Below are 22,407 nucleotides of genomic sequence, written 5' to 3'. Positions count from 1 at the left end.
TTGTTATGAATCCATTTTTTAAAGGTTTTCTTGCCCTTGTGGTTTTACCGCTACTAATTCTATTAAGCGGCTGTAATTCAGAAGGTGCGTTTATGGCCACCAAAGATGGCAGCACCAGTAATACGGTGGACGTGAATGTTTCGGCAGCGTTCATTACTGCCATTCAAGTAACCCCTTCGCCTGTGAATATTGCGAAAGGTCAGACTCAACAGTTAACCGCAACAGCGACGTACAGTGATATGACTTCATCTGACATCTCTAGCTCAGTGACGTGGACACCTATCGATACGGATACGGCTACCGTGTCACCAACCGGTTTATTATCTGCGGTTGAAGTGGGTAATACTACACTTATGGCCACCAAAGATGGCATCACCAGTAATACGGTGGACGTGAATGTTTCGGCAGCGTTCATTACTGCCATTCAAGTAACCCCTTCGCCTGTGAATATTGCGAAAGGTCAGACTCAACAGTTAACCGCAACAGCGACGTACAGTGATATGACTTCATCTGACATCTCTAGCTCAGTGACGTGGACACCTATCGATACGGATGCGGCTACCGTGTCACCAACCGGTTTATTATCTGCGGTTGAAGCGGGTAATACTACACTCACGGCCACGAAGGATAGTGTGACCAGTAACATGGTGATGGTAAATGTTACTGGGGCGGTCATTACTGCCATTCAAGTGACGCCTTCGTCTGTGAGTATTACGAAAGGTCAGACTCAACAGTTAACTGCAACAGCGACGTACAGTGATATGACTTCATCTGACATCTCTAGCTCAGTGACGTGGACACCTATCGATACGGATGCGGCTACCGTGTCACCAACCGGTTTATTATCTGCAGTTGAAGCGGGTAATACGACACTCACGGCCAGCAAAGGTGGTTATTCCAGTAATACCGTTAACGTAACCATCACGCCTGGCTTTATCACATCGATTCAAGTAACGCCTTCGTCTGTGAATATTCCGAAAGGTCAGACTCAGCAGTTGGTGGCGATGGCGACATTCAGTGATATGACGACTTTTGACATCTCTAGCTCAGCGACGTGGACATCTATCGATACGGATACGGCTACCGTGTCACCAACCGGTTTATTATCTGCAGTTGAAGCGGGTAATACGACACTCACGGCCAGTAAGGATGGTAAGACCAGTAGTCCGGTTAACGTAACCGTCAGGCTTGCCTTTATCACATCGATTCAAGTAACGCCTTCGCCTGTGAATATTCAGAAAGGTCAAACTCAGCAGTTGGTGGCAATGGCGACATTCAGTGATGTGACGACTTTTGACATCTCTAGCTCAGCGACGTGGACATCTATCGATACGGATAAGGCTACCGTGTCATCAGATGGTTTATTGACAGGTGTTGAGGAGGGCAGTACGACACTCACAGCCAGCAAAGATGGTGTGACCAGTAGTCCGGTGGGTGTGAGTATATGTGCTGATTTGGCGGGTGCATGTATTGATATCTTCGATACAGGTAATGGTAAGTTATTTACCAGTTCACCATCAGTGGCTTACCTAGACAGCATTGGCGGTAGTGCTAATAACGGTATTTTATCTACAGACGACACTTACGGCCCTGAGGGTAGTTTTTACCAATTCGACCAGAATAATGCATCTCTACTGTGCGATAGCTATAACACCTATAAACTCGGCGGACGAACGAACTGGCATTTAGCAAAAAGAGACGAGTTAAAAAATGAGCTATCCGACGTATCTGGTAATATGTTTACCGCGCGCGGTTGGCCGACCATCCTCAGCTATTGGTCGGCGACTACTTATGCTGCTGGTATCCATTACGACGTAAACCTGGGCGAAGGCGTCGTTGTCTCTAGCTTTTCGAGCTCCAAGCGCTACGCATCCTGCGTCTCAAGTCCTTATGTGATAGTTTAGCGTACTGATGGATTAGGTGAGCATTTAACGTAACGTCACTTAATACGCACCTAAACCAATACTTTTGCTAGTGCGATGTTACTCATCGCACTAGCTCTTCACAAGTAAATTTGCCATACCTGTAGTTATTGATGGTTTTCTAATTTAGCAAAAGAACTTGCAAGGTTTTGTCCAAAAACGTGTTTCAGATGATTGGCTTCAAGTGTGATCACCAAGCGATTCTGTCGTACCTTAATTACCAAGTAACATGACGCCATAAGAGATGGCCTAAGAAACAGCCTTCAACATTCAGCCCTTAGAAATAAAGGGGTGGCGACTCACATTGGACTTTCCTCTGAAATAGGTACAGCCCCCCTATTCGTTTAAATGCTAGAAGCTCATTAATGGTATTTTATTCGTATTATGGTCATATTTCGGCGCTTTTTTTGGCGTCTCCGAGCCCTTTCATAAATACCGTCTCTGACTTCAGTAAGGTATCATTCTCGTCGAAATGTTGGGTCATTGTGGGCTTATCTCTCGTGATAAATAAGCCCAGCAGGCCTGGCTATGATAAGTAAGCCATTGTTTGAGTAAAAGGAAACTAGCGCTTAATCAAAAAATCATCAATGGATTGACCCGCATCTAATTTCGTTTGAATGGCCGCAGGTGTGCGACCTTGTCCTGTCCATGTTTTTTCAGTGCCGCTCTCATCAGTGTATTGGTATTTCGCGGGTCTTGATTGACGAATTTTTTTTGTTTTTGGCTGTCCAGAGAGCGCTGCCAGTAAGTCCTCTACCCCTATTCCACTCTCTGACATTTGTTTTGCCATTTCAGCCACTTTGGCCTCTTTTTCTGCGCGCGCTTCACGTTCAGCTTCTTCGCTTTCCTGGCGTTCCAGATACACGGTTGTTAATTTATCCAGTGCGTCTTCAAGCTGCTCAAAAGTTAATTCTCGAGAGAATGCTCGCAAAGTGCGAATGTTCAGTAACGTTTTAATCATTGGGTTCATGTTAAGCCTATTTATTGTTGAGTTTTTATATGACTAAGCGGCTGCATATATAATGCTTGTCGAAGTGTGTGTCAAAATTCATTTGAAAGTAGTGATGCTTTGTTAACTGGGTCTCATATAAAAGCTTAGATGGCACAGAGGGGGAGAAATAAAGAGGTCATTGTCCAACAACGCGCTTACCACTCACTTTTGGGGGAGGAAATGCGATGCAAGAGTAAGTGAATCACTTCATGATCATCCACATGCTCGATTTCTACGCGATAGACACCTTGGGCTTGCACGGCCTCAATCAGCGCTTTGAGGCGCGTCGTTTTGACAGTCATCACCAAGGGTTTGATTTGGTTATTGTCTTTATCAAACCCTTCTTCAATTTCTGACTGGGTCATGTACAAGATCTCCTCTTCGCTCGCTTTGTCGGGATGGTCGAGCTTGGAAGGAAACTGGTGCTGCTCATTGAGGTCTGTCAGCATGAGATAGAGTTCATCCGCCTGTGACAATCGAGCCTGATACTCAAGGTTCAGTTGATTGACCGTCCACAACTTTTGCTCAAGATTGCCTCTGGTTTGGCGACCAATAGTGAGCATGGTTTTTAGGTCGTTTTTGCACACAGAGAAATGAGCCTGCTTTACTTTCGGTTTGAGGTATTTCACCAAGAAGGCATTGCGTTTCTTGACCGTCCAAAACCCGCCTTGCTGACTCATGGTGCAATAGAGCGTCAGCAGTGAATGGGTAACCAGCTCATCCAGAGCTAGGTAGTGTTTTAAATTTTGACTCATCAAAGCGCTCTGTTTATCCAATCAGTCGCACAGTGTATCAAATCCCCAATGAAAATCATGGCGTAAGCACAGCCTTTCCTTTGAATGGCAGTGAACACGTTCATTTCACCACTTTACCTTCAACGCCAACTCTTAAATAAGGAGCGACGATGCGTACCCGTAAGAAAAGTAACCATTTTACCCGAGGTGGCCAAGTCACCTTCCATTCCATTCGAATGTTATTTCAAGTCAACAACACCCTCATCAAGTTCATTGGTTTTGGGATGTTATTGGCTACCCTCGCCCTGACACTGTGGCAAGCTCCGCGTCACGCCTTTTGGGGGGAGTTCTATTACTGGCGGAACATTTTATACGCTAAGTTCGGCAAACCATTAGACAGCTTGGTGACCACAGTGTGGGACGGTGAGCGCTACCAGTCCACGCTCGCGTCTCAGCTTGAAAATGTCGTGCTTCTCGATATTCACGCCGAGGTGTGGCGAAACTTCCAAGTCTATTACCTCATTTCGATGTTGGTCGGATTCTTCATCTTTTATCTGCTGCAGCGTTTTTTCAAAGAGCAAGGCGAGAAACAGAGTGAAGACTTTCATGTGCGTGGTTTTCGCCTGGTTGAGCCACAAGTCTTAACTAAGATGCAAATTAAGCGCGCGAAAGTGAACCGTAAACGCGGTTATGGCGATGGCACCATTTCTAAATTTAAGATTGATGGCCATGCGCTGCTCAAACAATCGTTTGAGGTGCAACATCTGCTCATCGATGGCACCACGGGCTCGGGTAAATCAGTGATGATCCGCAAACTGGTGCGATGGATACGAGCGCGTGGCGACAAAGCCATCATTTACGACAAAGGGTGTGTGTTCACCAGTAAGTTTTATCGCCCTGAGACCGACGTCATATTGAATCCGTTTGATGCTCGATGCGCGAATTGGGACGTGTGGTGCGACGCGAAAGACGCCCCCGACTTTGAGAACATGGCGGCGGCCCTCATCCCACAACACGGCGATGGCGATCCATTTTGGGTTGACTCAGCGCGCACCATTTTTTCATCCACCGCCTTTCGCATGAGCCAGGACAATAAACCCGCGACGACCGCACGCCTATTGAGTTTAATTTTGACCAGTGAGCTTGAAGCGTTAGGTAATTTTCTTGAAGGCACCGAGGCGGCCGCCCTGGCATCGAAGGACATCAAGAAAACCGCGATTTCCATTAAATCGGTGTTGGCCACCTACATGAAAAGCATGCGTTTTTTAGACGGTCTTGATGATAAGCATCGAGACCAAGCGCTGCAGAAGAAGTTTTCTATTACAGACTGGGTGCAAGACGATAAGCAGACCGGGTTTTTGTTCTTATCGAGTAACGCGCAGCAGCATGCGTCACTTAGGCCGCTCATCTCCATGTGGTTGGCTATCGCGTCCAACGCCATTTTAGGATTAGAAGCCGATGAAGACCGCCGCATTTGGGTCTTGATGGATGAAATGCCCAGCCTTCACAAACTGCCAGAATTGGGGTCCATCATAGCCGAAGTGCGAAAATTTGGCGGGTGCTACTTAATTGGTATCCAATCGTACGCGCAGTTGGTGAAAACCTATGGCAAGAACGCCGCCGATGAGATGTTTGATTTGTTGAACACGCGCTTTTTCTTTCGTGCTCCTTCCGCACAAATGGCGCAAATCTCTTCCAAAGACTTGGGGGAGCAAGAAGTCGATATTTCTAAAGAAAACGTGTCGTACGGTGCGAACACGCTGCGTGATGGCGTGTCATTGGGCCATCAAACGGTCACAAGACCGGTGGTCTCGCCGAGTGAAATCCAAGCTTTGGATGATTTGCAGTGTTACTTACGCACGCCAGGTGTCGATCTCATCACTAAACTGGATTTGGAGTTCGATGTCATGAAAGACATCTGCCCTTCTTTCAAAAAACGTAGCGTGACATTGTCACAGCCTATGCAGGAGGCCTATGCCCAAGCCACCTACTACGAAAGCGTCGCACCGAGCCTTCACCTATCTAAAGAAGAGCGGCAACCCCTTCTCGACCTGCAACAAGCCAAGTTCGATTCAAAAGAAGAGATGCTCAACGAGGCAAGCCAAATGAAAGAAGTGATGCAAAGTGACACCGTGCAAGCGATGGTCGAGTCAAAAGCTCAAGACAATCACGAGTACCAGGAGCAAGCGCAAGCGCAACGCACCATTGAAGAGCAAGCCATCTCGCCGGAAATAGAGATGGAAGCGGGCGATATGGTTGAATAGCGCACCAAATAGTCGATAGCCACACAAGACAGAAATAGGTCATTGCATCCCAAGTCTATTAGATATTTTCATGTTACCGAGTTTGTCTAGATTCATCGTGTCAAAAAGTGCACTGACTCAATCTTAGTTACTACTAAACATTTAGTTATAGTGCACTAAAAACGTACATAGAGCCTTATCATCTCGAATCATCACTATTCAAAGCCTTGCAATGGCAAGGCTTTGTAATTCCGTCTCCCGTTATTACCACCGCTCAGTTTTGCTGCTAGCGGCGATTTGCGTTGCACAAGGAAAATACTCATGCTTTCTATTAGCCCATTGAAATCCGCTTCTGGCGCTGCCAAATATTACCTCACCGAAGAAACCCCCAAAGACCTACCTGACGTCTCTTTAGAAAAAGACGTGGGCGATAACTATTACCTCAAGGAAAAAGGCCAGGGAGAAAACACCTTCTGGCATGGCAAGCTGGCCATCGAAGCGGGACTGGCGGGAAAGCCCGTAGAGCAAGCCCCCCTAGAGTCGGTGCTCTCTGGCAACCTGGGTGGTGAAACCATTAAAGGGAAACGAAATGATCATAAATCGGGCTTCGACCTGACCTTTTCTGCACCTAAAACCGTCAGCGTTCTTGCGCTTGTAAGTGGCGACCATCGACTTATTGAAGCGCACAATAACGCAGTGAAGTTCGCCTTAACAGAACTAGAAAAAGACGTGGCACAATTAACTACCATCAACAAAGAGGGAGCACGCGAGTTTCACAACACCGACTCGATGATATTCGCAGTCGTGCGCCATAAGACCAGCCGTGAAAACGACCCACAGGTCCACTCTCACGCGCTAGCCGCTAACATGACGCGCGATCAAGAAGGAAAACTTCGCACGCTTGCATCCAGCCTAAAACAAAAAGGGGGCGTGATTAACGGCACTGGCGAGCGCATTTACAACTTCCAAAAATACTACGGTATCTTGTACCAGAGCCAATTAGCTAAAGAGGCAGAAACACTCGGTTATTCCACGCGAGGCGTCGGCAACGGTCAGTTCGAAATCAGCGGTGTCCCTCAGCCTATTCTTGATGCGTCGTCCACTCGCAAACAACAAATTGACCAACGCACACTCGATTTAGGCTTTGACTCGCGCGCGGCGAAAGACGTAGCCAACCTCGATACTCGTAAAAGCAAAACCTACCAGAGCAGTGACAGCCTCAACAAACAGTGGCAAAGCACCGTAAAAGAGCAAGGGTATGAGCCCGAAGAGCTTGTCACCATGGCGCAACAAGTAAAAGAAGCGCAAAACACCCCACCACTTGGTGAAACCAAAGCCGCCATCAGCAGAGCCATTGACCATCTAGGGCAATACAGCACCGCGTTACACCTTGAAAAAATCATTGAACTCACCGCCTCAGAGTTCACCAAAGGCGGCGTGCAACTCAACGCCCTTGATATCAAAAAAGTCGCGGATGAAATGATTAAACAAGGCGACTTGATAGGACTCAGTCAAAAAGGGCAATACACCACCAAAGGCTTAATTGATAACGAGAAAGCGCTTATCGACAGCACACAAGGACGGGCGCATCACATGCGTAAACACGTTGAATCCAACACGCTCAACAAGCTCGCTATCCCTGAAAGCCAGCAGCGCCTATTGACTGACCTGTACCACTCCACCAAACAGTTCCATGTGGTGAATGTACACGGCTCATCACAAAGCATTGCGCAGCAGCTACTCAATGTAGGCAATCACAGCGGTAAGCGTGTCCAATTGGTCTCCCAAAGCGTGAAAGCCAAGACAGAGGGCATGGAGAGCGTACAGCGTAAGAGTCAAACACTCAGCGCTTGGGTTGGTCAGCTCTTTTCACCAGAGCAGCGCCACACCACCCACAGCTTATTGCAAAGCGATACGCCGCTGACCAATAAAGACGTCTTGCTCATCGATGGCGCCAATAAGATGAGCGCCAATGAATTGTTGGCCCTCACCGATAAAGCCAAACAATCGAGCAGTAAAGTAGTGATGCTTAACCGCGTATCAAGCCGCCAGGGATTTAAAGCCAATAACGCTATCTCGCTGTATCAAAAAGGCAATGTGGAGAGTCACTCTTGGGTTGGCAAGCGAGCCAGCCATACCCACGTGAAACTGCATGACAATGATACCGATAGGATAGCGCGGGTGTACTCAGGCCTCCCCGATAAAGCCAACACGCAAGTGATTGCCACTTCCAGCGTCGAGCAGCGGCGGTTAACCGAAGCGATACGGGGCCAACTGAAAAATACCGGCGCCCTCGCCAGACACGAAACCACCCTATTTACTCAAGTACCTCACTACCTCTCTAAAGCGCAACAACCCCTCGTTCAACACTACAAACCAGGCATGACACTCACCCACTGGGAGAAAAACAAACCTCAGAGTTTTGTCATCGCCAGTATCGACAAAGAGAGCAACACCATGACCGCACTCAGTCAACGCGATGGACAATCACACACCTTTGACCCGTCCAGTCGCGCCTTTAGGCACATGAAGATGCAAATCAATAAACCGCAAAGTCTCAATATCGCCCAAGGCGAACGCCTTCAAACGCTAGGCAAACACTTCCCTGCGGGCTTGGACGCGAACCAAAGCTACCTTGTCACTCACCTTGACAAAGAAAGCCTCACGCTTGAGAGCAAAGGGGAAACGCAGCGCGTCAACTTAGAGAGCCTAAAAGACGCGCCGCTGCAATACGACTACGTTCACGGCGCCCACCATATTGAGCCAAAAGCCCATACTTTACTGTCAGGCAAAGCATTTACCCTATCTAAGCCCCTGATAAACGACCTGACTGAAAAAACAGAGCGCCTTGATATCTTCACCGACAAACAGGACAAAGCCCAAAGCGCACTTGAAAAAGAGCAGGTTTCCCCGTCAGCCATTGAGCGCGTACTGCAGACGCAAAACGTCAACGACCGCTACCTAAACGACGCCACCCAAGATTTACTAAAGCAGGATGTCAGTCAGGCGCTGTCAGCACTGGCCAAATCGCAAAACGCCCCACTCATCGAAAAAGCGGTCAGCTTTGCCCTGAACCACCTCTCAGAGCGAGAAGCGGCGTTTAGCCAAAAAGCCTTAGTAGTGGAAGCGGTGCGTTACGCCTTTGAAGAAGCCGGAGGCTCTATTACCAAAGAGCAGGTTGAAACAGAGCTGACTAAACGCAGCGACACCCTCTCTGCAGAGTACAGTGACGGCACACGCTGGACGACGCAAGCCGCGCTGGAGACTGAAAAGCGCATCTTGCAAAACATCGATGATGGTAAAGACCAACATCAACCTTTTGCAACGCCTAAGCAGGTGCAAGACTTTCTCGACACCAAGCCTCGCCTAACTCAAGGGCAAAAGGACGCCATCACCCTTATCTCAACCACCAAAGACAGCTTTGTGGCCATCCAAGGGTTAGCCGGTACAGGTAAATCCACCATGCTTGAATCCAACATGGAACTTATCCAGTTAGTGAAAGAAGCCAGCCAGCAACCAGAGCAAAACGTGATTGGGCTTGCGCCCACTCACGCTGCGGTAGCAGAGCTCGAAAGCAAAGGCGTGAAAGCGCAAACCCTGGAAAGTTTACTCTCTGACATCCGACAAGGAAACCGCGATGCCAGCGACTACCAACACACCTTGTTCTTTCTCGATGAAAGCTCCATGGTCAGCAACAAGCAAGCCGATGAGTTCACAAAGCTGGTCAATGACAGTCAGTCCAAAACAGCCAAATTGGGCGATAAAGAGCAGCTTTTATCACTCAGTGCCGGTAAACCCTTTGATCTGGCCATAAGCCAAGGCCGCATCGATACCGCTTACATGACCGATATGGTACGTCCACAAAATGACACCTTGCACAACGCACAGCAAAACACCATTGATAAACAGCCGCTCAGCGCCCTAGATAAACTCCAGCAGCAAGCCCCTGATACCCAAGGCAACCGCCAGCATGTCATTTCTACGCTGGATGAAAACGACAAAGACCGACGCAGAGCGCAGCTCACCGCCACAGAGAAGCTGCCTTATGTGGTCGCCAAAGACTATTTAGAGCGCACCCCTGAAACGCGAGACAACACACTGATTATCGCGTACACCAACCAGGAGCGAGACACCATCACCGAACACATCCGTGTCGGCTTGATGAAAAAGAGTGAGCTAGGCAAAGAGAACGTCATCGCAACGAGGCTACGCTCAATCGGCGCGACCGGGGAAGAGCTCACCACCATGATGCCGTATCAAAAAGGCTTGATACTGAGCACCAAGCCCGGTGAGTACGCGGCAATCACTCACGTAGATTCTGAGCATGGCGTAGTAACACTTCAAGACGCGAGTACAGGTAAGACAAGGCCGTTCTTACCGCGTAACCGTGATCACCGTTTCACCACCCTGTTCTCTACGTCAGAAAAGCCACTTTCAACCGGCGATAAAATCATCACCCGTTTTACCGATAAAGAGCGCAGCATTAAAGCCAACGTGGAGTACCGCATCACGCAAGCGACTACAGACCGTGTTATCGCTCAATCTAAGACAGGACAAACACTCAACCTTAACCCTAATGCGCTTAAAGACGGGCACTGGGACTATGCCTACAGTCGAACCGCAGACATGGCGCAAGGGTCCACCTATCAACACGTCATTAGCGCGATACAAAGCAAAGGCGCACTGACCAACTTAAGACGCGCCGGTATCGATGTGACTCGTGCCAGTCAGCACATTCGGCTCTATACCGACAACACAAAACAACTGGTCAAAAGCTGGCTTTCTAAAGAGAGCCATAAAGCCAGTGCGATAGAAACCCTTAACCAAATCCCACCCAAAGACACCACTTACTTTAACCGTAATGCCCTCCCTCACGAGGACGTCCGATTCCAAAATAAAAGCGGTGACTTTGACTACAACACATTTAAGGAGCACATCAATACGCAACTACCCAAATACACCGAAAGCCTCGCCATTCAGTTATTAGGCCAGCCGAATCAATCCAAATCAGACCGGGATTATTTAACCTTTGGCATTGGTAAATCCGCCATTAAAGTGACCTTAACCGGAGAGCATCGAGGGTATTTTAAAGACTACACCACGGGCGAAAAAGGCGCATTGATTAACCTAATCATGAGTCATAATGAAATGAATTATAAAGCCGCGATGAATGAAGCGCACAAGATGCTCAATGAGCCAGATAAATATCAATTGGAGGAAAACAATAAACACGACAAATTACTGAACACCACCCCAAGGCATATTGCGCAGTTTGAAGAGCGGGCTAAAGATTATATCAATCAAAGCTTACCGATGGATAACACGTTGGCCCAAACGTACTTAAACAAGCTCGGTGTCAATAACATTGAAAATAACCAGGTTAAGTTCCACCCAGCGGTCTATTCATCCGAAGATAGATCTCTTCATCCTGCGATGTTAACCAACATCCACAATAAAGAAGGTGAAACTAAAGCCATTGAAGTGACCTATTTAGACACTCAAGGAAATAAAGACACCTCCCTAGATATTAACCCAAGAACCCTAGGCACAAAGTCCAAACAATTAACCCAATTCCATCAAGGAGAGAATTTAAACACCACCATCATCAGTACCTCGATTGAGAACTCTTTCTTAATTCGAGACCAAACCCAAGGACAGATTGATATTATCAATGTCAATCATAAGAACGATATTCAAAACATCTCTACCGATGAACTGAGACAGAACATCATTATTGTATTAAATCACGGCAACCACGATTTAAACCCGAACAACATTGAGAAAATCGTCGAGAACTTTAATGGTCGAGACATTCAATTCATGTCAGATGATAATCTTAAAGAGGACATTAAATCGTGCATTGATAAACTAGATCGAGATAACAGCGCACATAGCCTTGAATTAAATGAGACGCACACTTCTCATCAAGAGAGCGAACTAGACACCCTCAACTATAATGAGAAAAAAGAAACCGACAGCCAATCGCTCGACCACTTTGAGCCAAAAGAATATTCACCTCAACAAGAGATGGCATTGAATCACTCAGAGAAAGAGAGCCATTGGGAAGACAGAGAAATCGACAGAGAGTTAGAGCGATAATATAAGGGTAGCCAGTGGCTACCCTTTTTTTTCGCCTTCAAGATACTCGTCGACGCTTTTATCAACCAAAGCGGTGTTGGATTTTCTTTGCTCAATCGAATCCGCTTTATTCTTATAATATCCCTCCCCATCAAAGCTATGCGCCAAATTTAAATTTAGCACGCCTTGTACCTGCCTAACCCTACGATACGTTTCTTCCATCAACTCACGGTTCGACGGCCGCTCATCGTCACTGTCATTCAGTTTGATGCGCAACGCCAAGGTAAAAAGCTGACGAGTTGCCTCGGCATCACTTAACTTTTCTCTGTCTCTGAATTTCTTAAAATCTTGCTCTAGCTTCCCTCGAAGGGAGCTTTGTAAAGGGTAAGAACGTGACATGATTTAGCTTTTTCTCCTCAATGAATGTCAATGAAGCCCACCTTTAAGCCCCAATGAAATCCAATAAATTCTCAATGTAAACCCATTGTACTTAGTTTCAAAAAAACCGCTACAACCTTACTGCTAAAGGGTTAAATAACAATTTAATTAAATCCCATTGAATTTAGATTGAAATCACCACAATCCCTTACACAGAAAGGCGTCAATGACAATTCAATGTGATTACATATTTTTACACTGGGATTTTAGCGGCTAATTAGTTGAGATTTTGAAAATTTTTTCACGCTCTACTTTGCCTCCAATACCAACTGTAAGCTATTGTTTTTATTGCCTTTATATTTCTCACAGACAACCGTTCACATTGAAATCAATGTGCCGTGGTGTGTGGTCACCAACTCAACTAACCAACAACTCAGAACGAATGATCTGAGTTCCTAATCAAAGCGACGGGAAAAACTGACAGCGAAAGACAAAAGCCGACCTGGTGGCGAATGAATCTGACGAACGAGGGATGCGGGGGATCTGGAAATTGAAGGAAGAAAGCGAGAGGAAAAGCTGAAGACCTTGCACCGTTATGGTGCAAGGTCTTTTATTGAACGTTCATCTTAAAATAAACCGATTGGACTTTTTGGATGTATATTTTCCTGGCGTTCTCAGTGCGTTTGGAAAAACCCGCATTATACGCGCCGACGCTGTTCCAGTTATAACCATGACTAGAAAAATTAGAACTTAATACCCACGCGCCAAGATGAACATTAAAGCAAGGATTATAGATATTTGTTTCATTCACATTAAATTCGGATAGTCGATCAAACCAATGGGAATTAATTTGCATCAATCCAAAGTCACGACTAACCACCTCACCGACTCTATTTTTATTTTCATTGTACGCGTTCGGTTTTAAGCTGCTCTCTACCGTGGCGATGGATTTTAAAAGCTGTGGATCGACATTATAAAATCGCCCTGCCTCATCAAAGCAAAAAGCCCAACTGAAACACGGCGATAACAACGAAAGATAAAGTAATGGTTTCATCATAAAAAAGAGCCCTAATAATAGGACTCTCATTTTATGCCATCCCATTGAGATATCAATATTCACAAGGTAATAAAATTGTGGTCACGCTGCGGTCACGTTCAGTTATTATCCAAACCGATTGATCACAAATCGTATAATTCGATATCACTCTCTCGCCTGTTTTGGTTGCTTCGTCATTGGTGATTTTATCTTCAATGCAAGTCTCTCCCCAATCTCCACTTTGGTGACGCTGCAAATAAATCGACAAGTTAGCACCGACATTATTATCTAATAACTGCTCAATACCTTGCGTATAGACCACTTTACCCAGCGAGAACGGCACGGCCGTACAAAAGTAACATTTTGCTTTCGTTTCTTCTCTATCTTGTGTAGCATTCAGAATGTTCATTAAATCTAACTCCGATGTAATTGAACATGCCTTGATATTTGATGGAACAAATATCAAGGCGCTTTAATGTTAACGCCTAATAAACGTCTTCCGTTTTACGAATATGATTAAACACTTCATAAATTTCATCGTAAGTGATGCCATACCCTTCGAGCTTTTCCACACAATCACAAATATCATTGGTGTAGAAACATTCGTGATTAAATAACTCACGACGAATGATCGCCTTTTTCCCGTTCTCTTTGATATCTTCGGCGATCCCTTCTTGAGCGATGGAATCTAAACGAGTCATTAATTGCTTGGCATTATCAACTGGGCAAATTAACCCCATGCCTAGTGATGCGTATTTCACGCTATCTTTTTTTGCCTCATCGAACTGTTGATTAGAAAAAGCAAAGAACGCCCCAGCATCATTAAAAGCCTGAGTTTGTTTGTCTTGAATATAGTGTGAGAGATATTTCATTATTTAAGTCTCCATTTTATAACTAAGGGGTATCAAGTCTTTATACTTCGATATATTGATGGCTATCTGTCACCCACCCCATGACGACAGCACGACTATTCAGCCCTACTTTATTCGTCTCAGTAATCACATGACCTCTCGCAATGCCTTGCCCCCAGTACGGCTTATTGAGTTCTGTTTCTGGGAATAAAACCGTCAGTTCTAGCCAAACACTGGAATGCCTGGCTCTTGCTTTTACATGAGCGGCAATCACGATAATATTTTCCACAGATGTTGTTCCTGATAGGACAACATCACGACTTAGCCCTACTGGGTGCACGCGCTTAGAGATATCATTTTTTGGTGAGCTTTCGTGCTCCAGCGGCGAAACGCTGGTCACTGAATTTGAATTAGAGAGAGTTAGGTTTGAATTTTGTTGCGCCATGAGGATTTTCCTTTTGTTTGAGTATCACTTTTCGGAGCCGCTTGGCTGTCCGCTCTCTCACCATCGTTCTGCTTTGCAAGGGCGCGCAGCGTTCATTTACCCTTGCAAATCAGGTTGTGGGGAGAGACGGTTAACAGCCTGCGAGCCCGTAAATGATGCGAGTGAAAGGAAATCGGCGCATAAGAAAACAAGCCTTACTCGAACTTATTCAAAGGTAGGGAAAGCAACGAGGAGGTACGACGAGGCGTAGCGAACGAAGTGAGAGGAGTGCGTTCAGGATTGCAGCGATATCCTTTTAGATAGGGGCTGTAGAGAGGCACATCCTGGGGCGGCACGCAGTGACTCACCAGGGTGATGTCACTCTTAGGCCATAGATAAAAGATACAAGCGAAAAGCCTTGCCCGAAGGGTAACGCCCAAGTTAAGCCCTTATCACGACGCTGTGCTTCAAATCCGCTTTAAACTATCATCATAAAAAACTCGTCAATTAAGCCCTATCAGCCACGCAACCACAAATTGATACCAATACACTGTAATACAATCAAACATCAATTTAATGGGTCTACAGTCCTCCTGAGAGCCAGTTTGGCGACCGCTTGCGGTCGAGCCTTTGGCTCAACGTCTTTTAGCGCGATCACAGCGTTCACGGAAATCACAAAGGAAAATGATGCCTCCAGACTAAGAGGCATCTCATTCGGTTTTAAGCGAATAAAGTAATGAGTCGTTTTGTCACAAAGACCGCGTTGGGCGTCAGTTTACGCACCCACGCTTTAGAGTATCGTGACCATTTAAAACCGTTACTTTTTAATTTTTTGCGCACCTCTTCGGCTGGAATACCGTCAAATAAAAACTTAATGCGGCCCTCTTCTTCGTACAGCTCCCAAGCCGTCCCCATTGCCTCGCCGTTACCCTGTAATGGCGCTTCGTTGTGCAACGCTTCCAAGTGCTCTAAACGCTTTCTAGTTGTTCGGATATTGGCATTACTATTCTGTAGTGCGTATGCATCAAAGCCAAACTTTCCAAAAAACTCACACGGGCGTAATAATTTTTTTGCTCTTTCTTCTGTCTGTCCGTGTGTATTAACCAAATATTCGATCTTGTCTTCCTCGGTCATATGACTAGAGCGAACGATCTTATTAACGGCTTTCATGAGTTCATGACTTTTAATCAAACCCTCGAGCTTTTTCTTCAATTTTTCAACCGCTTCTGGGTCGTCTGACGCGATACCGGCAGAGCCTACACTATCAGCGCGACGGCTCAGATATTCCGCTTTATCCTGAGCCTCTACGCTTTTACGCATGTTGGTATTGATGCTCTCCGCGTGTTTACGGTGCTTCGCTTCTGAATGGTGACCAACCAGGATTGGCTGACCGAACGGTAACATTTTCCCTAATGTACTCGCGGTATTAAATCGCTCATTAGAGACCGCTTCAGCTTTAGCGGCACGCTCTTCTAATCTATCGCGCTTCGCTTCTTGTCGCTCTTGATAGTCTCCCAGCGCTACCACTTTTCGGGTGTTATCTTGTGGTGGCGGTGTTGGCTTTTTCTCATCACTGTTAAGCGGGGAAAGATAACCGTCAATCAATGCCTTTGTCACTTGCTCAAACGTAAAGCGCACTTTAGACAAGCCCATCAATTTTGTCTCAGTCACAGCAGCGTAATAGTGGTTCAGCGTTGGGTGATCCGCATCAATATCATGTCTAAATCGCTCCAAGTCACCATTATCAAACTCGATATACATCATCGTCTTGGTGTAACCGTTATTGCGGCCCACTTCCATAGCTTCTTGACTTGCTTTTTTGTTGTAATCATCAAGGGTGTACGCATTGCCATCAGATAATAAATTGGATTCACTCCAATCAATAATCACTTGCTTCACAACGGCGGTCTTTTCCAGGTGTACGTATTGGTCGAACGGGGCAAGCTGCACCGGCTCTTTCACTTCTTCGGTGCCCTCCACTTCTGAGCATTCCCCCTCAATAATAGTGCTTTGCGCCTCCTCTCCATCCAAAGAGAACGTCATCACCACATCATTAGAAAAATGATAGATACAGTCACAGACCTGCACTTTCACTAGAGCGCCTTCACGGATGGTTAATAAAATAACCATGTCGCTGTAGTTCTTTTCGTACCAATCCCAAAATTCGGATTTATCCATCGTGACAGGCTCATTACTTCTAAAGCAATCATCCATCCCCATTGACTGAGTTTTTAAGATCAACGTGTCAGCATATTCCAACAGCTTCGTAATTTTAGCCTTCGCATTTTTACGCAACTTATGACCAGAGAAGCGCTTCAAAAATTCATTCTTGGATGAGCCTGACGGCTCAAACGGGGATACGTTTGTCGCGGATTGAACGTTAGAAGCTGTTGATGGATTAAGGATTGAGTCTGTCATAAGTTTTTCCTTTGATTAATTTTTCATTCCCGTTGTCGCCTGACTGCTCGACCCAAAATCACGGTTCATCAAAACAAGGGCGCGAAGCGTTCATATACCCTTGTTTTGGGGGTTCTGATTTGGGACGTTAAGCAGGAAGACCGCGACACGGTAATGAGAAATCAAAGGAAAAAAGACAGGCGAAAAACAAAATCCATCTTACAGATTCTTTCGTTCAGTCAGTGAAAGGAGTGAGGAGGCACGACGAGCGGCAACGAGGAAGAATGACGAGGCGCAGGCGTTCAGGATTGCAGCGATATCCTTTTAGATAGGGACTTAGATAGGCACATTCTGGGGCGGCACGCAGTGACTCACCAGGGTGATGCCACTCTTAGGCCATAGATGAAAGATACAAGCGAAAAGCCTTGCCCCGTAGGGGTAACGCCCAAGTTAAGCCCTTATCACGACGCTGTGCTTCAAATCCGCTTTAAACGATCATCATAAAAAACTCGCCAATTAAGCCCTATCAGCCACGTAACCACAAATTGACATCAATACACAGCAATACAATCAAGCACCGAGCCAATGGGCCTACAGCCCTACTGAGAGCCAGCTTGACGACCGCTTGCGGTCGAGCCTTTGGCTCAACGTCTTTTAGCGCGAGCGTTGAAGCGATCGAAGGACATAACGAGGACAAAAAAAATGCCTCTAGGATAAGAGGCATTTCAGAAAACATATTTGAACATTAAACGTTGATATGACTACCAACCCAAAACGCGGCACCGGCTACCGTCGCAATCATCGCGAAGGCTGTTGCAATAATGAGGTTTTTAAGGGAACTCACTTCATTACGAACCCCCAGGACCTCATTCCGAACCGCTTCGATCTTCTGATCGAGTTCTTTACGCGTATCATTTAACTGCTCTTGAGTGGCAGCATGAGCGGTTAGGTTGATCAGCTCTTCAACGCTTAATGTGACTTTGCTTGATTCAGACATAATAGAAACCTTATTTAATTGTCTTTAGTTTACTGCATTACGTTACCGAAGTCATTCACGCCAGAATAGGCGTGAATGAGAGACATTTTTCACTAACTAATGGTTATATCCAACCACGCTCCGCAAACGACACCACATCTTCAAAAGACACCACGAAGTGATCGAGTACTCGAATATCAACCAAGGCTAACGCGTCAGTCAGTCGTCGAGTAATACGTCGATCGGCTTGGCTGGGTGTGGCATCACCGCTGGGATGATTATGATAAAAAATGACTGCACTTGCGTTTGTGGCCAGTGACTCTTTGACCACTTCACGAGGGTAAACGGATGCGGCGTCAATGGTTCCGCTAAACATCTCTTTTGTGCGTAAAACCCGATGCTGACTATCAAGAAAGATCACCCCAAACACTTCGCTTTCATTGGAGGCGAGTGAAGTCTGACAAAATGACTTCACCAATTCAGGGGAATTGAGTGGCGTCTGCTCTGACACAAACAACTTAGATTTTAAAATGCTCGCGGCATGGCTCAATATATCTTTTTCTTCGACTGAGAAAAGGCTGTGATTAGAGTAGTTAGCAAGTACAGACATAATAGATCCCTTTTAATATTTAAAGTCGTGATGGGCGGCGCTCAGTCCGTGTTATTGGCCATACAAACTAGTTAGAAGGTCTTTCGCTATTGCTTGATGCTTAGCGGTCGTTTCAACGTTTCTCTCTTCTTTTTTCGCGTAGGCGTAATCTTCTCGCATCTGTTTTACCGTCGTCACTCGGTCACATACGCTAATGCTCACCCCTTTGCCTTTCTGGCTTTCCTCCAAGATCAAAGAGTCGGTATAACCAAACTCCTTAAGTAAAATCTCATGCACTTTGACCGCTCGAACGCTCGAATTAAAGTCAGTGGAATTCACCCAGATAAGTCCTTTTGAAACCGTCGCTGAAACGGTCGAACGAACTGCACGTTCAACGATCGGACTAGAGATATCATTTTTTGGTGAGCTTTCGTGCCCAGCGGCGAAACGCTGGTCGCTGAACATCGATTTAGAGAGAGTTGGGCTTGAGTGTCGTTGTGCCATGAGGAGTTTCCTTTCTGTTTGAGTATCACTTTTATGGAGCCGCTTGGCTGTCCCTACCTCAAACAGGGTTCTTCTCTGCAGGGGCGCGAAGCGTTCATTTACCCTTGCAGAGAAGGTTCTGATTTAGGAGGGTCAACAGCCTGCGAGCCCCATCAAATGATGCGAGTCGAAAGGGAAACTGGCACATAAGACACAAGCCCTTACTCGAACTTAATGGATGTCAGTGAAAGGAGTGAGAAGGTACGACGAACGGCAACGAGGAAGAATGACGAGGCGCTGGCGTTCAGGATTGCAGCGATATCCTTTTAGATAGGGACTGTAGAGAGGCACACCCTGGGGCGGCACGGAGTGACTCATCAGGGTGATGCCACTCTTAGGCCATAGATGAAAAGATACAAGCGAAAAGCCTTGCCCAAAGGGTAACGCCCAGGTCCACCACAGTTTTTAAGATAGTGAATTGCTAAAAAATAAAAAAAGGGGGGTTTTTCCCCACAAACACCAAAAGAAATAATTTACCCAAAAATGGTAAAATGACCTTTACATTGGTAAAGCCACTGTTAATATGTATAGAGATTTATCTTTCATGGAGTTATAGATATGAACGTCGTCCTACAGTCAATTAGACAAACCGCAATAAACATGAACCAAGAGCAATCGCACTTAGAAGAAGCGCTTAAAACGCAACTAAGAATTAACGTGACAGATGAGGACTTGGTGGATGGTGTTGACCGTCTAATTTACAACCACAGTTTGAATAAAACAGAAGTTATAAAGCAGCTTCGCACCACTAAACCGACGTTCAAAAAGAAGCTGACTGAGGCAGAAGAACTTGGATTAATTGGAGAGCACACATCACAAGGAAAAGCGCACCTTTACACTAATGATCAAGTACACATACTCATGGAACACTTTGGCGTTCCTAAATTTCACGAGCACCACGACAGTAAACTAATCGTTGTCACGAACCACAAAGGCGGTACCGGTAAAACGAGTACGACTTTAGCCTTAGCAACGGCCACCGCATTGGATTTAGATCTAAATGCTCGCGTATTAATACTTGATCTTGATCCCCAAGGCTCTGCGGGACAAGGCACAATGCAAATCGCAGAAGACAGTATTTACGTTACCATGACAGATATTCTTCTAGCAGAGTTTGAGCCAGACAATGAAGATAATGCTGTGAATGCACTATTGAAAAATGGCTATACGATTGAAGAGATAATTAAGCAGTGCGCGTTTTCTACACACCTTAGTAATTTATCTGTGATTACCGCTTTCCCAAGCGATGAACGCTTTGTAGATACTTATTGGCAGCTTGATGAAAATGAGCAAGTACGCTTATTACGTAAGTTTTCAGAGGTTGTACTGCCAATCCTAAAAGAAGTATTTGATGTTATCTTTGTAGATATGCCACCCCAAGATAGCCCTATCACATGGTCAGCATTAGAAGCAGCCGAAATGCTGCTTGTTCCGGTGACACCTCGCTACTATGACTATGCTTCAACCACGAATTTCATGAGCAACCTTTCAGATCGTCTAGAGTCACTCCCATCTATGGGTAGTAATTTACAGTGGTATAAACTGGCAGCAGTAAACTATCAAGAATCAAGCAAACCCGAATACGACACGTTCCAAAAACTCATGCGCTCTGTGCGTAACAACCTGATGACGTCGACCATTGCACACAGTGATGCGTTTACCGCTACAGCTAACATTGGACGAACTGTCTTAGATATAAAAAAGTCAGAAGAAGTCTGTACCAGCAAGCAATTTGATGTGGCAGTGAGCTCAGTGAATTTATTTTATAAACAGTTCAAGAATGAATTGATTCAATTAGCAATTAAATAGGCAGAGCTATGAAACGTCCAAATAAGAAAGGCAATCTATCGATCGGTTCTGGTTTAAGTTTATCGAATCAAAATGCACCAATGATAAAAACAATTAAGTTTGGCCAGACTGACTATAAAGCTCGTCATGTAATCATTCCGGCCGCAGAGCTTGAGAGTAAGACCATAGCTCACCCTCTAAACACCCGCCACCAAGAGTCTTTGACATTGGAGGCCGTAAGAGACATTTACCCAGAAGTATTGGCAGAGGGTATCAAACAAGAGGGTGTAGCGTACTTCAACAAAGAACTAGAACGGTATGAACTTTTTGATGCGACACGTCGTCGTTTTTGTGGGATCAAGGCAGGACGAGATTTACCACTATGGGTCTTGGATGAACTGCCAAGTGCGAAAGACATTGCGGCCTATGTTGAACTGACGCAAAAGGTTAGATTTTTTTCATGGCGTGAGGTAGGTATGAAATACCTAAATTATGCAGAAGAACAAGGTATTAGTTCTGATGATTTGGTTCAAATAGGAAAAGAGTTTGGTGTCAGCATTGTCACTATTCGAAAAAAACTCAATGCTGCAAAACTAAACAAAGCACTAATCGAATCATTCCCTGATTGCGAAGGTATTCCGACTACGTTCTATACCAGACTTGGAAAGATTGAACGAACCCTCGCCAAAACGAAACTCAGCGTTGAAACCTTTGTTGAGAATGAACTTGCCTCATTCAACACCAAAGCTACCGATGTTTCTGATATTCAAGCTAAGTTACTTGAGTATTATGAGACGAAATTAGAACATTTGGTTGATGATGAGTCTAAGCCTCAGCAGAAAGTTGAGGAGTTAGCGATTTACGGAAACAAGAATACTTATGCTCGATTAAAAACCAGTGCTGACGGGCGTAAAAAATCATTTGAATTTTCCCGCTTACCGAAAGAACTAACCGAGGATATAGAGTCGTACATCCGGCAAAAACTGAGTAAAAACAGTTGAAAGCTCCCCAAAGCAAAAAGATTCCTCTCCCCTTTTAGCATAAGGGTTTATGGGAAAGGGACAGAAAAAAAAGGGGGGTTTTTCCCCGCAATCATCACAAAAATAAGACGTTCAAAATGCCAACAATACTCAGCCTTACATTTAAGGTGAAGAATTACTGATAGACCTACAAACATATAAAACTCAAATAAATCCTCAGTTTATATATTAGCTGTGAAACGCCTCAGATGTGAGGCGTTTTTGCTCTTAAAAACGACAAAGTCGCTTGGTGATAACAGCGATTAGAGCATTTTCTTCAAATGATAATTGTCCAAAACCATCACAGGCTGAACTTTTACCTGTGGCACGTTGTGATTACCTGTGGCACGTTCTACCTCAGAAATGCCCCAAAGCAAGCTAGAGCAAGATTGAGGCTAATTTCAAGACTCGCAATTTGACTTACTTTTCCTTATGTCT

The 22,407-nt window shown here is 45.5% G+C and carries 16 protein-coding genes; 5 read left to right on the top strand and 11 right to left on the bottom strand.

Annotated features, from left to right (window positions below; all coding sequences use genetic code 11):
• Positions 1 to 5: 5 nt before the first annotated feature.
• Positions 6 to 1,904: an Ig-like domain-containing protein gene (locus OCV36_RS25190; protein ID WP_261887544.1), complete on the top strand. Its 1,899-nt coding sequence runs from the start codon at positions 6 to 8 to the stop codon at positions 1,902 to 1,904.
• A 580-nt stretch (positions 1,905 to 2,484) separates the two neighbouring features.
• Here OCV36_RS25190 and OCV36_RS25185 read toward each other — a convergent pair.
• Both OCV36_RS25185 and OCV36_RS25180 read right to left on the bottom strand, forming a co-directional pair.
• Positions 2,485 to 2,892 (bottom strand): H-NS family histone-like protein, encoded by a 408-nt coding sequence (locus OCV36_RS25185; RefSeq protein WP_017085507.1) that lies wholly within the window; start codon positions 2,890 to 2,892, stop codon positions 2,485 to 2,487.
• 176 nt (positions 2,893 to 3,068) lie between these two features.
• Positions 3,069 to 3,668, bottom strand: a complete 600-nt coding sequence (locus OCV36_RS25180) for a DUF2913 family protein (RefSeq protein WP_135458878.1) — start codon at positions 3,666 to 3,668, stop codon at positions 3,069 to 3,071.
• A 149-nt stretch (positions 3,669 to 3,817) separates the two neighbouring features.
• Here OCV36_RS25180 and traD point away from each other — a divergent pair, with 149 nt between their 5' ends.
• Together traD and traI are read left to right on the top strand one after the other, a co-directional pair.
• Positions 3,818 to 5,911 (top strand): type IV conjugative transfer system coupling protein TraD, encoded by a 2,094-nt coding sequence (gene traD / locus OCV36_RS25175; protein ID WP_135458881.1) that lies wholly within the window; start codon positions 3,818 to 3,820, stop codon positions 5,909 to 5,911.
• A gap of 300 nt (positions 5,912 to 6,211) precedes the next feature.
• Positions 6,212 to 11,989, top strand: coding sequence for a conjugative transfer relaxase/helicase TraI (gene traI, locus OCV36_RS25170; RefSeq protein WP_135458883.1), 5,778 nt, complete (start codon positions 6,212 to 6,214; stop codon positions 11,987 to 11,989).
• Between the two features lie 18 nt (positions 11,990 to 12,007).
• Here the strand turns inward: traI and OCV36_RS25165 are convergent, their stop codons facing one another.
• The 9 genes from OCV36_RS25165 to OCV36_RS25125 all read right to left on the bottom strand — a co-directional run bounded on the left by OCV36_RS25165 (position 12,008) and on the right by OCV36_RS25125 (position 19,123).
• Positions 12,008 to 12,367, bottom strand: a complete 360-nt coding sequence (locus OCV36_RS25165) for a hypothetical protein (protein ID WP_016790675.1) — start codon at positions 12,365 to 12,367, stop codon at positions 12,008 to 12,010.
• A 589-nt stretch (positions 12,368 to 12,956) separates the two neighbouring features.
• The gene (locus tag OCV36_RS25160) at positions 12,957 to 13,400 is read right to left on the bottom strand and encodes a lytic transglycosylase domain-containing protein (RefSeq protein ID WP_029189388.1); all 444 of its coding nucleotides are present in this window, start codon (positions 13,398 to 13,400) and stop codon (positions 12,957 to 12,959) included.
• Between the two features lie 55 nt (positions 13,401 to 13,455).
• Entirely contained in the window at positions 13,456 to 13,791 is a 336-nt protein-coding gene (locus OCV36_RS25155) for a hypothetical protein (protein ID WP_016786841.1), read from the bottom strand.
• Positions 13,792 to 13,867: 76 nt separating this feature from the next.
• Positions 13,868 to 14,254, bottom strand: a complete 387-nt coding sequence (locus tag OCV36_RS25150; RefSeq protein ID WP_102340846.1) for a DUF7659 family protein — start codon at positions 14,252 to 14,254, stop codon at positions 13,868 to 13,870.
• A gap of 40 nt (positions 14,255 to 14,294) precedes the next feature.
• A complete protein-coding gene (locus OCV36_RS25145; protein WP_076678492.1) occupies positions 14,295 to 14,678 on the bottom strand; it encodes a hypothetical protein in 384 nt (127 codons plus the stop codon).
• Positions 14,679 to 15,377: 699 nt separating this feature from the next.
• Positions 15,378 to 17,075, bottom strand: a complete 1,698-nt coding sequence (locus OCV36_RS25140; protein ID WP_135458885.1) for a DUF3560 domain-containing protein — start codon at positions 17,073 to 17,075, stop codon at positions 15,378 to 15,380.
• Positions 17,076 to 17,799: 724 nt separating this feature from the next.
• Positions 17,800 to 18,051, bottom strand: coding sequence for a hypothetical protein (locus OCV36_RS25135; protein ID WP_016766833.1), 252 nt, complete (start codon positions 18,049 to 18,051; stop codon positions 17,800 to 17,802).
• 103 nt (positions 18,052 to 18,154) lie between these two features.
• Positions 18,155 to 18,640 carry a RadC family protein gene (gene radC, locus OCV36_RS25130; RefSeq protein WP_102281393.1) on the bottom strand — a complete coding sequence of 162 codons (486 nt, stop codon included), beginning with the start codon at positions 18,638 to 18,640 and terminating at the stop codon, positions 18,155 to 18,157.
• Positions 18,641 to 18,691: 51 nt separating this feature from the next.
• The gene (locus OCV36_RS25125; RefSeq protein WP_102281390.1) at positions 18,692 to 19,123 is read right to left on the bottom strand and encodes a hypothetical protein; all 432 of its coding nucleotides are present in this window, start codon (positions 19,121 to 19,123) and stop codon (positions 18,692 to 18,694) included.
• 597 nt (positions 19,124 to 19,720) lie between these two features.
• Between OCV36_RS25125 and OCV36_RS25120 the strand changes: the two genes are divergently transcribed.
• Both OCV36_RS25120 and OCV36_RS25115 read left to right on the top strand, forming a co-directional pair.
• A complete protein-coding gene (locus tag OCV36_RS25120; protein ID WP_016767517.1) occupies positions 19,721 to 20,971 on the top strand; it encodes a ParA family protein in 1,251 nt (416 codons plus the stop codon).
• An 8-nt stretch (positions 20,972 to 20,979) separates the two neighbouring features.
• Entirely contained in the window at positions 20,980 to 21,951 is a 972-nt protein-coding gene (locus OCV36_RS25115; RefSeq protein ID WP_102281386.1) for a ParB family protein, read from the top strand.
• Positions 21,952 to 22,407 lie beyond the last annotated feature (456 nt).

Origin of the sequence: Vibrio echinoideorum (assembly GCF_024347455.1) — a bacterium.
In the GTDB taxonomy this organism is placed as follows: Bacteria; Pseudomonadota; Gammaproteobacteria; order Enterobacterales; family Vibrionaceae; genus Vibrio; species Vibrio echinoideorum.
The sequence above is the reverse complement of the archived record's forward strand: the minus strand, read 5'-3'. Positions and strand labels throughout refer to the sequence as shown.

Excerpts from the sequence above, each read along its gene's own strand:
- OCV36_RS25165 (WP_016790675.1), bottom strand. The coding sequence starts at position 12,367 with ATGTCACGTTCTTACCCTTTACAAAGCTCCCTTCGAGGGAAGCTAGAG.
- OCV36_RS25185 (WP_017085507.1), bottom strand. The coding sequence starts at position 2,892 with ATGAACCCAATGATTAAAACGTTACTGAACATTCGCACTTTGCGAGCA.
- OCV36_RS25140 (WP_135458885.1), bottom strand. The coding sequence starts at position 17,075 with ATGACAGACTCAATCCTTAATCCATCAACAGCTTCTAACGTTCAATCC.
- OCV36_RS25180 (WP_135458878.1), bottom strand. The coding sequence starts at position 3,668 with ATGAGTCAAAATTTAAAACACTACCTAGCTCTGGATGAGCTGGTTACC.
- OCV36_RS25190 (WP_261887544.1), top strand. The coding sequence starts at position 6 with ATGAATCCATTTTTTAAAGGTTTTCTTGCCCTTGTGGTTTTACCGCTA.
- OCV36_RS25155 (WP_016786841.1), bottom strand. The coding sequence starts at position 13,791 with ATGAACATTCTGAATGCTACACAAGATAGAGAAGAAACGAAAGCAAAA.
- OCV36_RS25135 (WP_016766833.1), bottom strand. The coding sequence starts at position 18,051 with ATGTCTGAATCAAGCAAAGTCACATTAAGCGTTGAAGAGCTGATCAAC.
- OCV36_RS25115 (WP_102281386.1), top strand. The coding sequence starts at position 20,980 with ATGAAACGTCCAAATAAGAAAGGCAATCTATCGATCGGTTCTGGTTTA.
- OCV36_RS25120 (WP_016767517.1), top strand. The coding sequence starts at position 19,721 with ATGAACGTCGTCCTACAGTCAATTAGACAAACCGCAATAAACATGAAC.
- OCV36_RS25125 (WP_102281390.1), bottom strand. The coding sequence starts at position 19,123 with ATGGCACAACGACACTCAAGCCCAACTCTCTCTAAATCGATGTTCAGC.
- OCV36_RS25160 (WP_029189388.1), bottom strand. The coding sequence starts at position 13,400 with ATGAAACCATTACTTTATCTTTCGTTGTTATCGCCGTGTTTCAGTTGG.
- OCV36_RS25145 (WP_076678492.1), bottom strand. The coding sequence starts at position 14,678 with ATGGCGCAACAAAATTCAAACCTAACTCTCTCTAATTCAAATTCAGTG.
- traD (WP_135458881.1), top strand. The coding sequence starts at position 3,818 with ATGCGTACCCGTAAGAAAAGTAACCATTTTACCCGAGGTGGCCAAGTC.
- radC (WP_102281393.1), bottom strand. The coding sequence starts at position 18,640 with ATGTCTGTACTTGCTAACTACTCTAATCACAGCCTTTTCTCAGTCGAA.
- OCV36_RS25150 (WP_102340846.1), bottom strand. The coding sequence starts at position 14,254 with ATGAAATATCTCTCACACTATATTCAAGACAAACAAACTCAGGCTTTT.
- traI (WP_135458883.1), top strand. The coding sequence starts at position 6,212 with ATGCTTTCTATTAGCCCATTGAAATCCGCTTCTGGCGCTGCCAAATAT.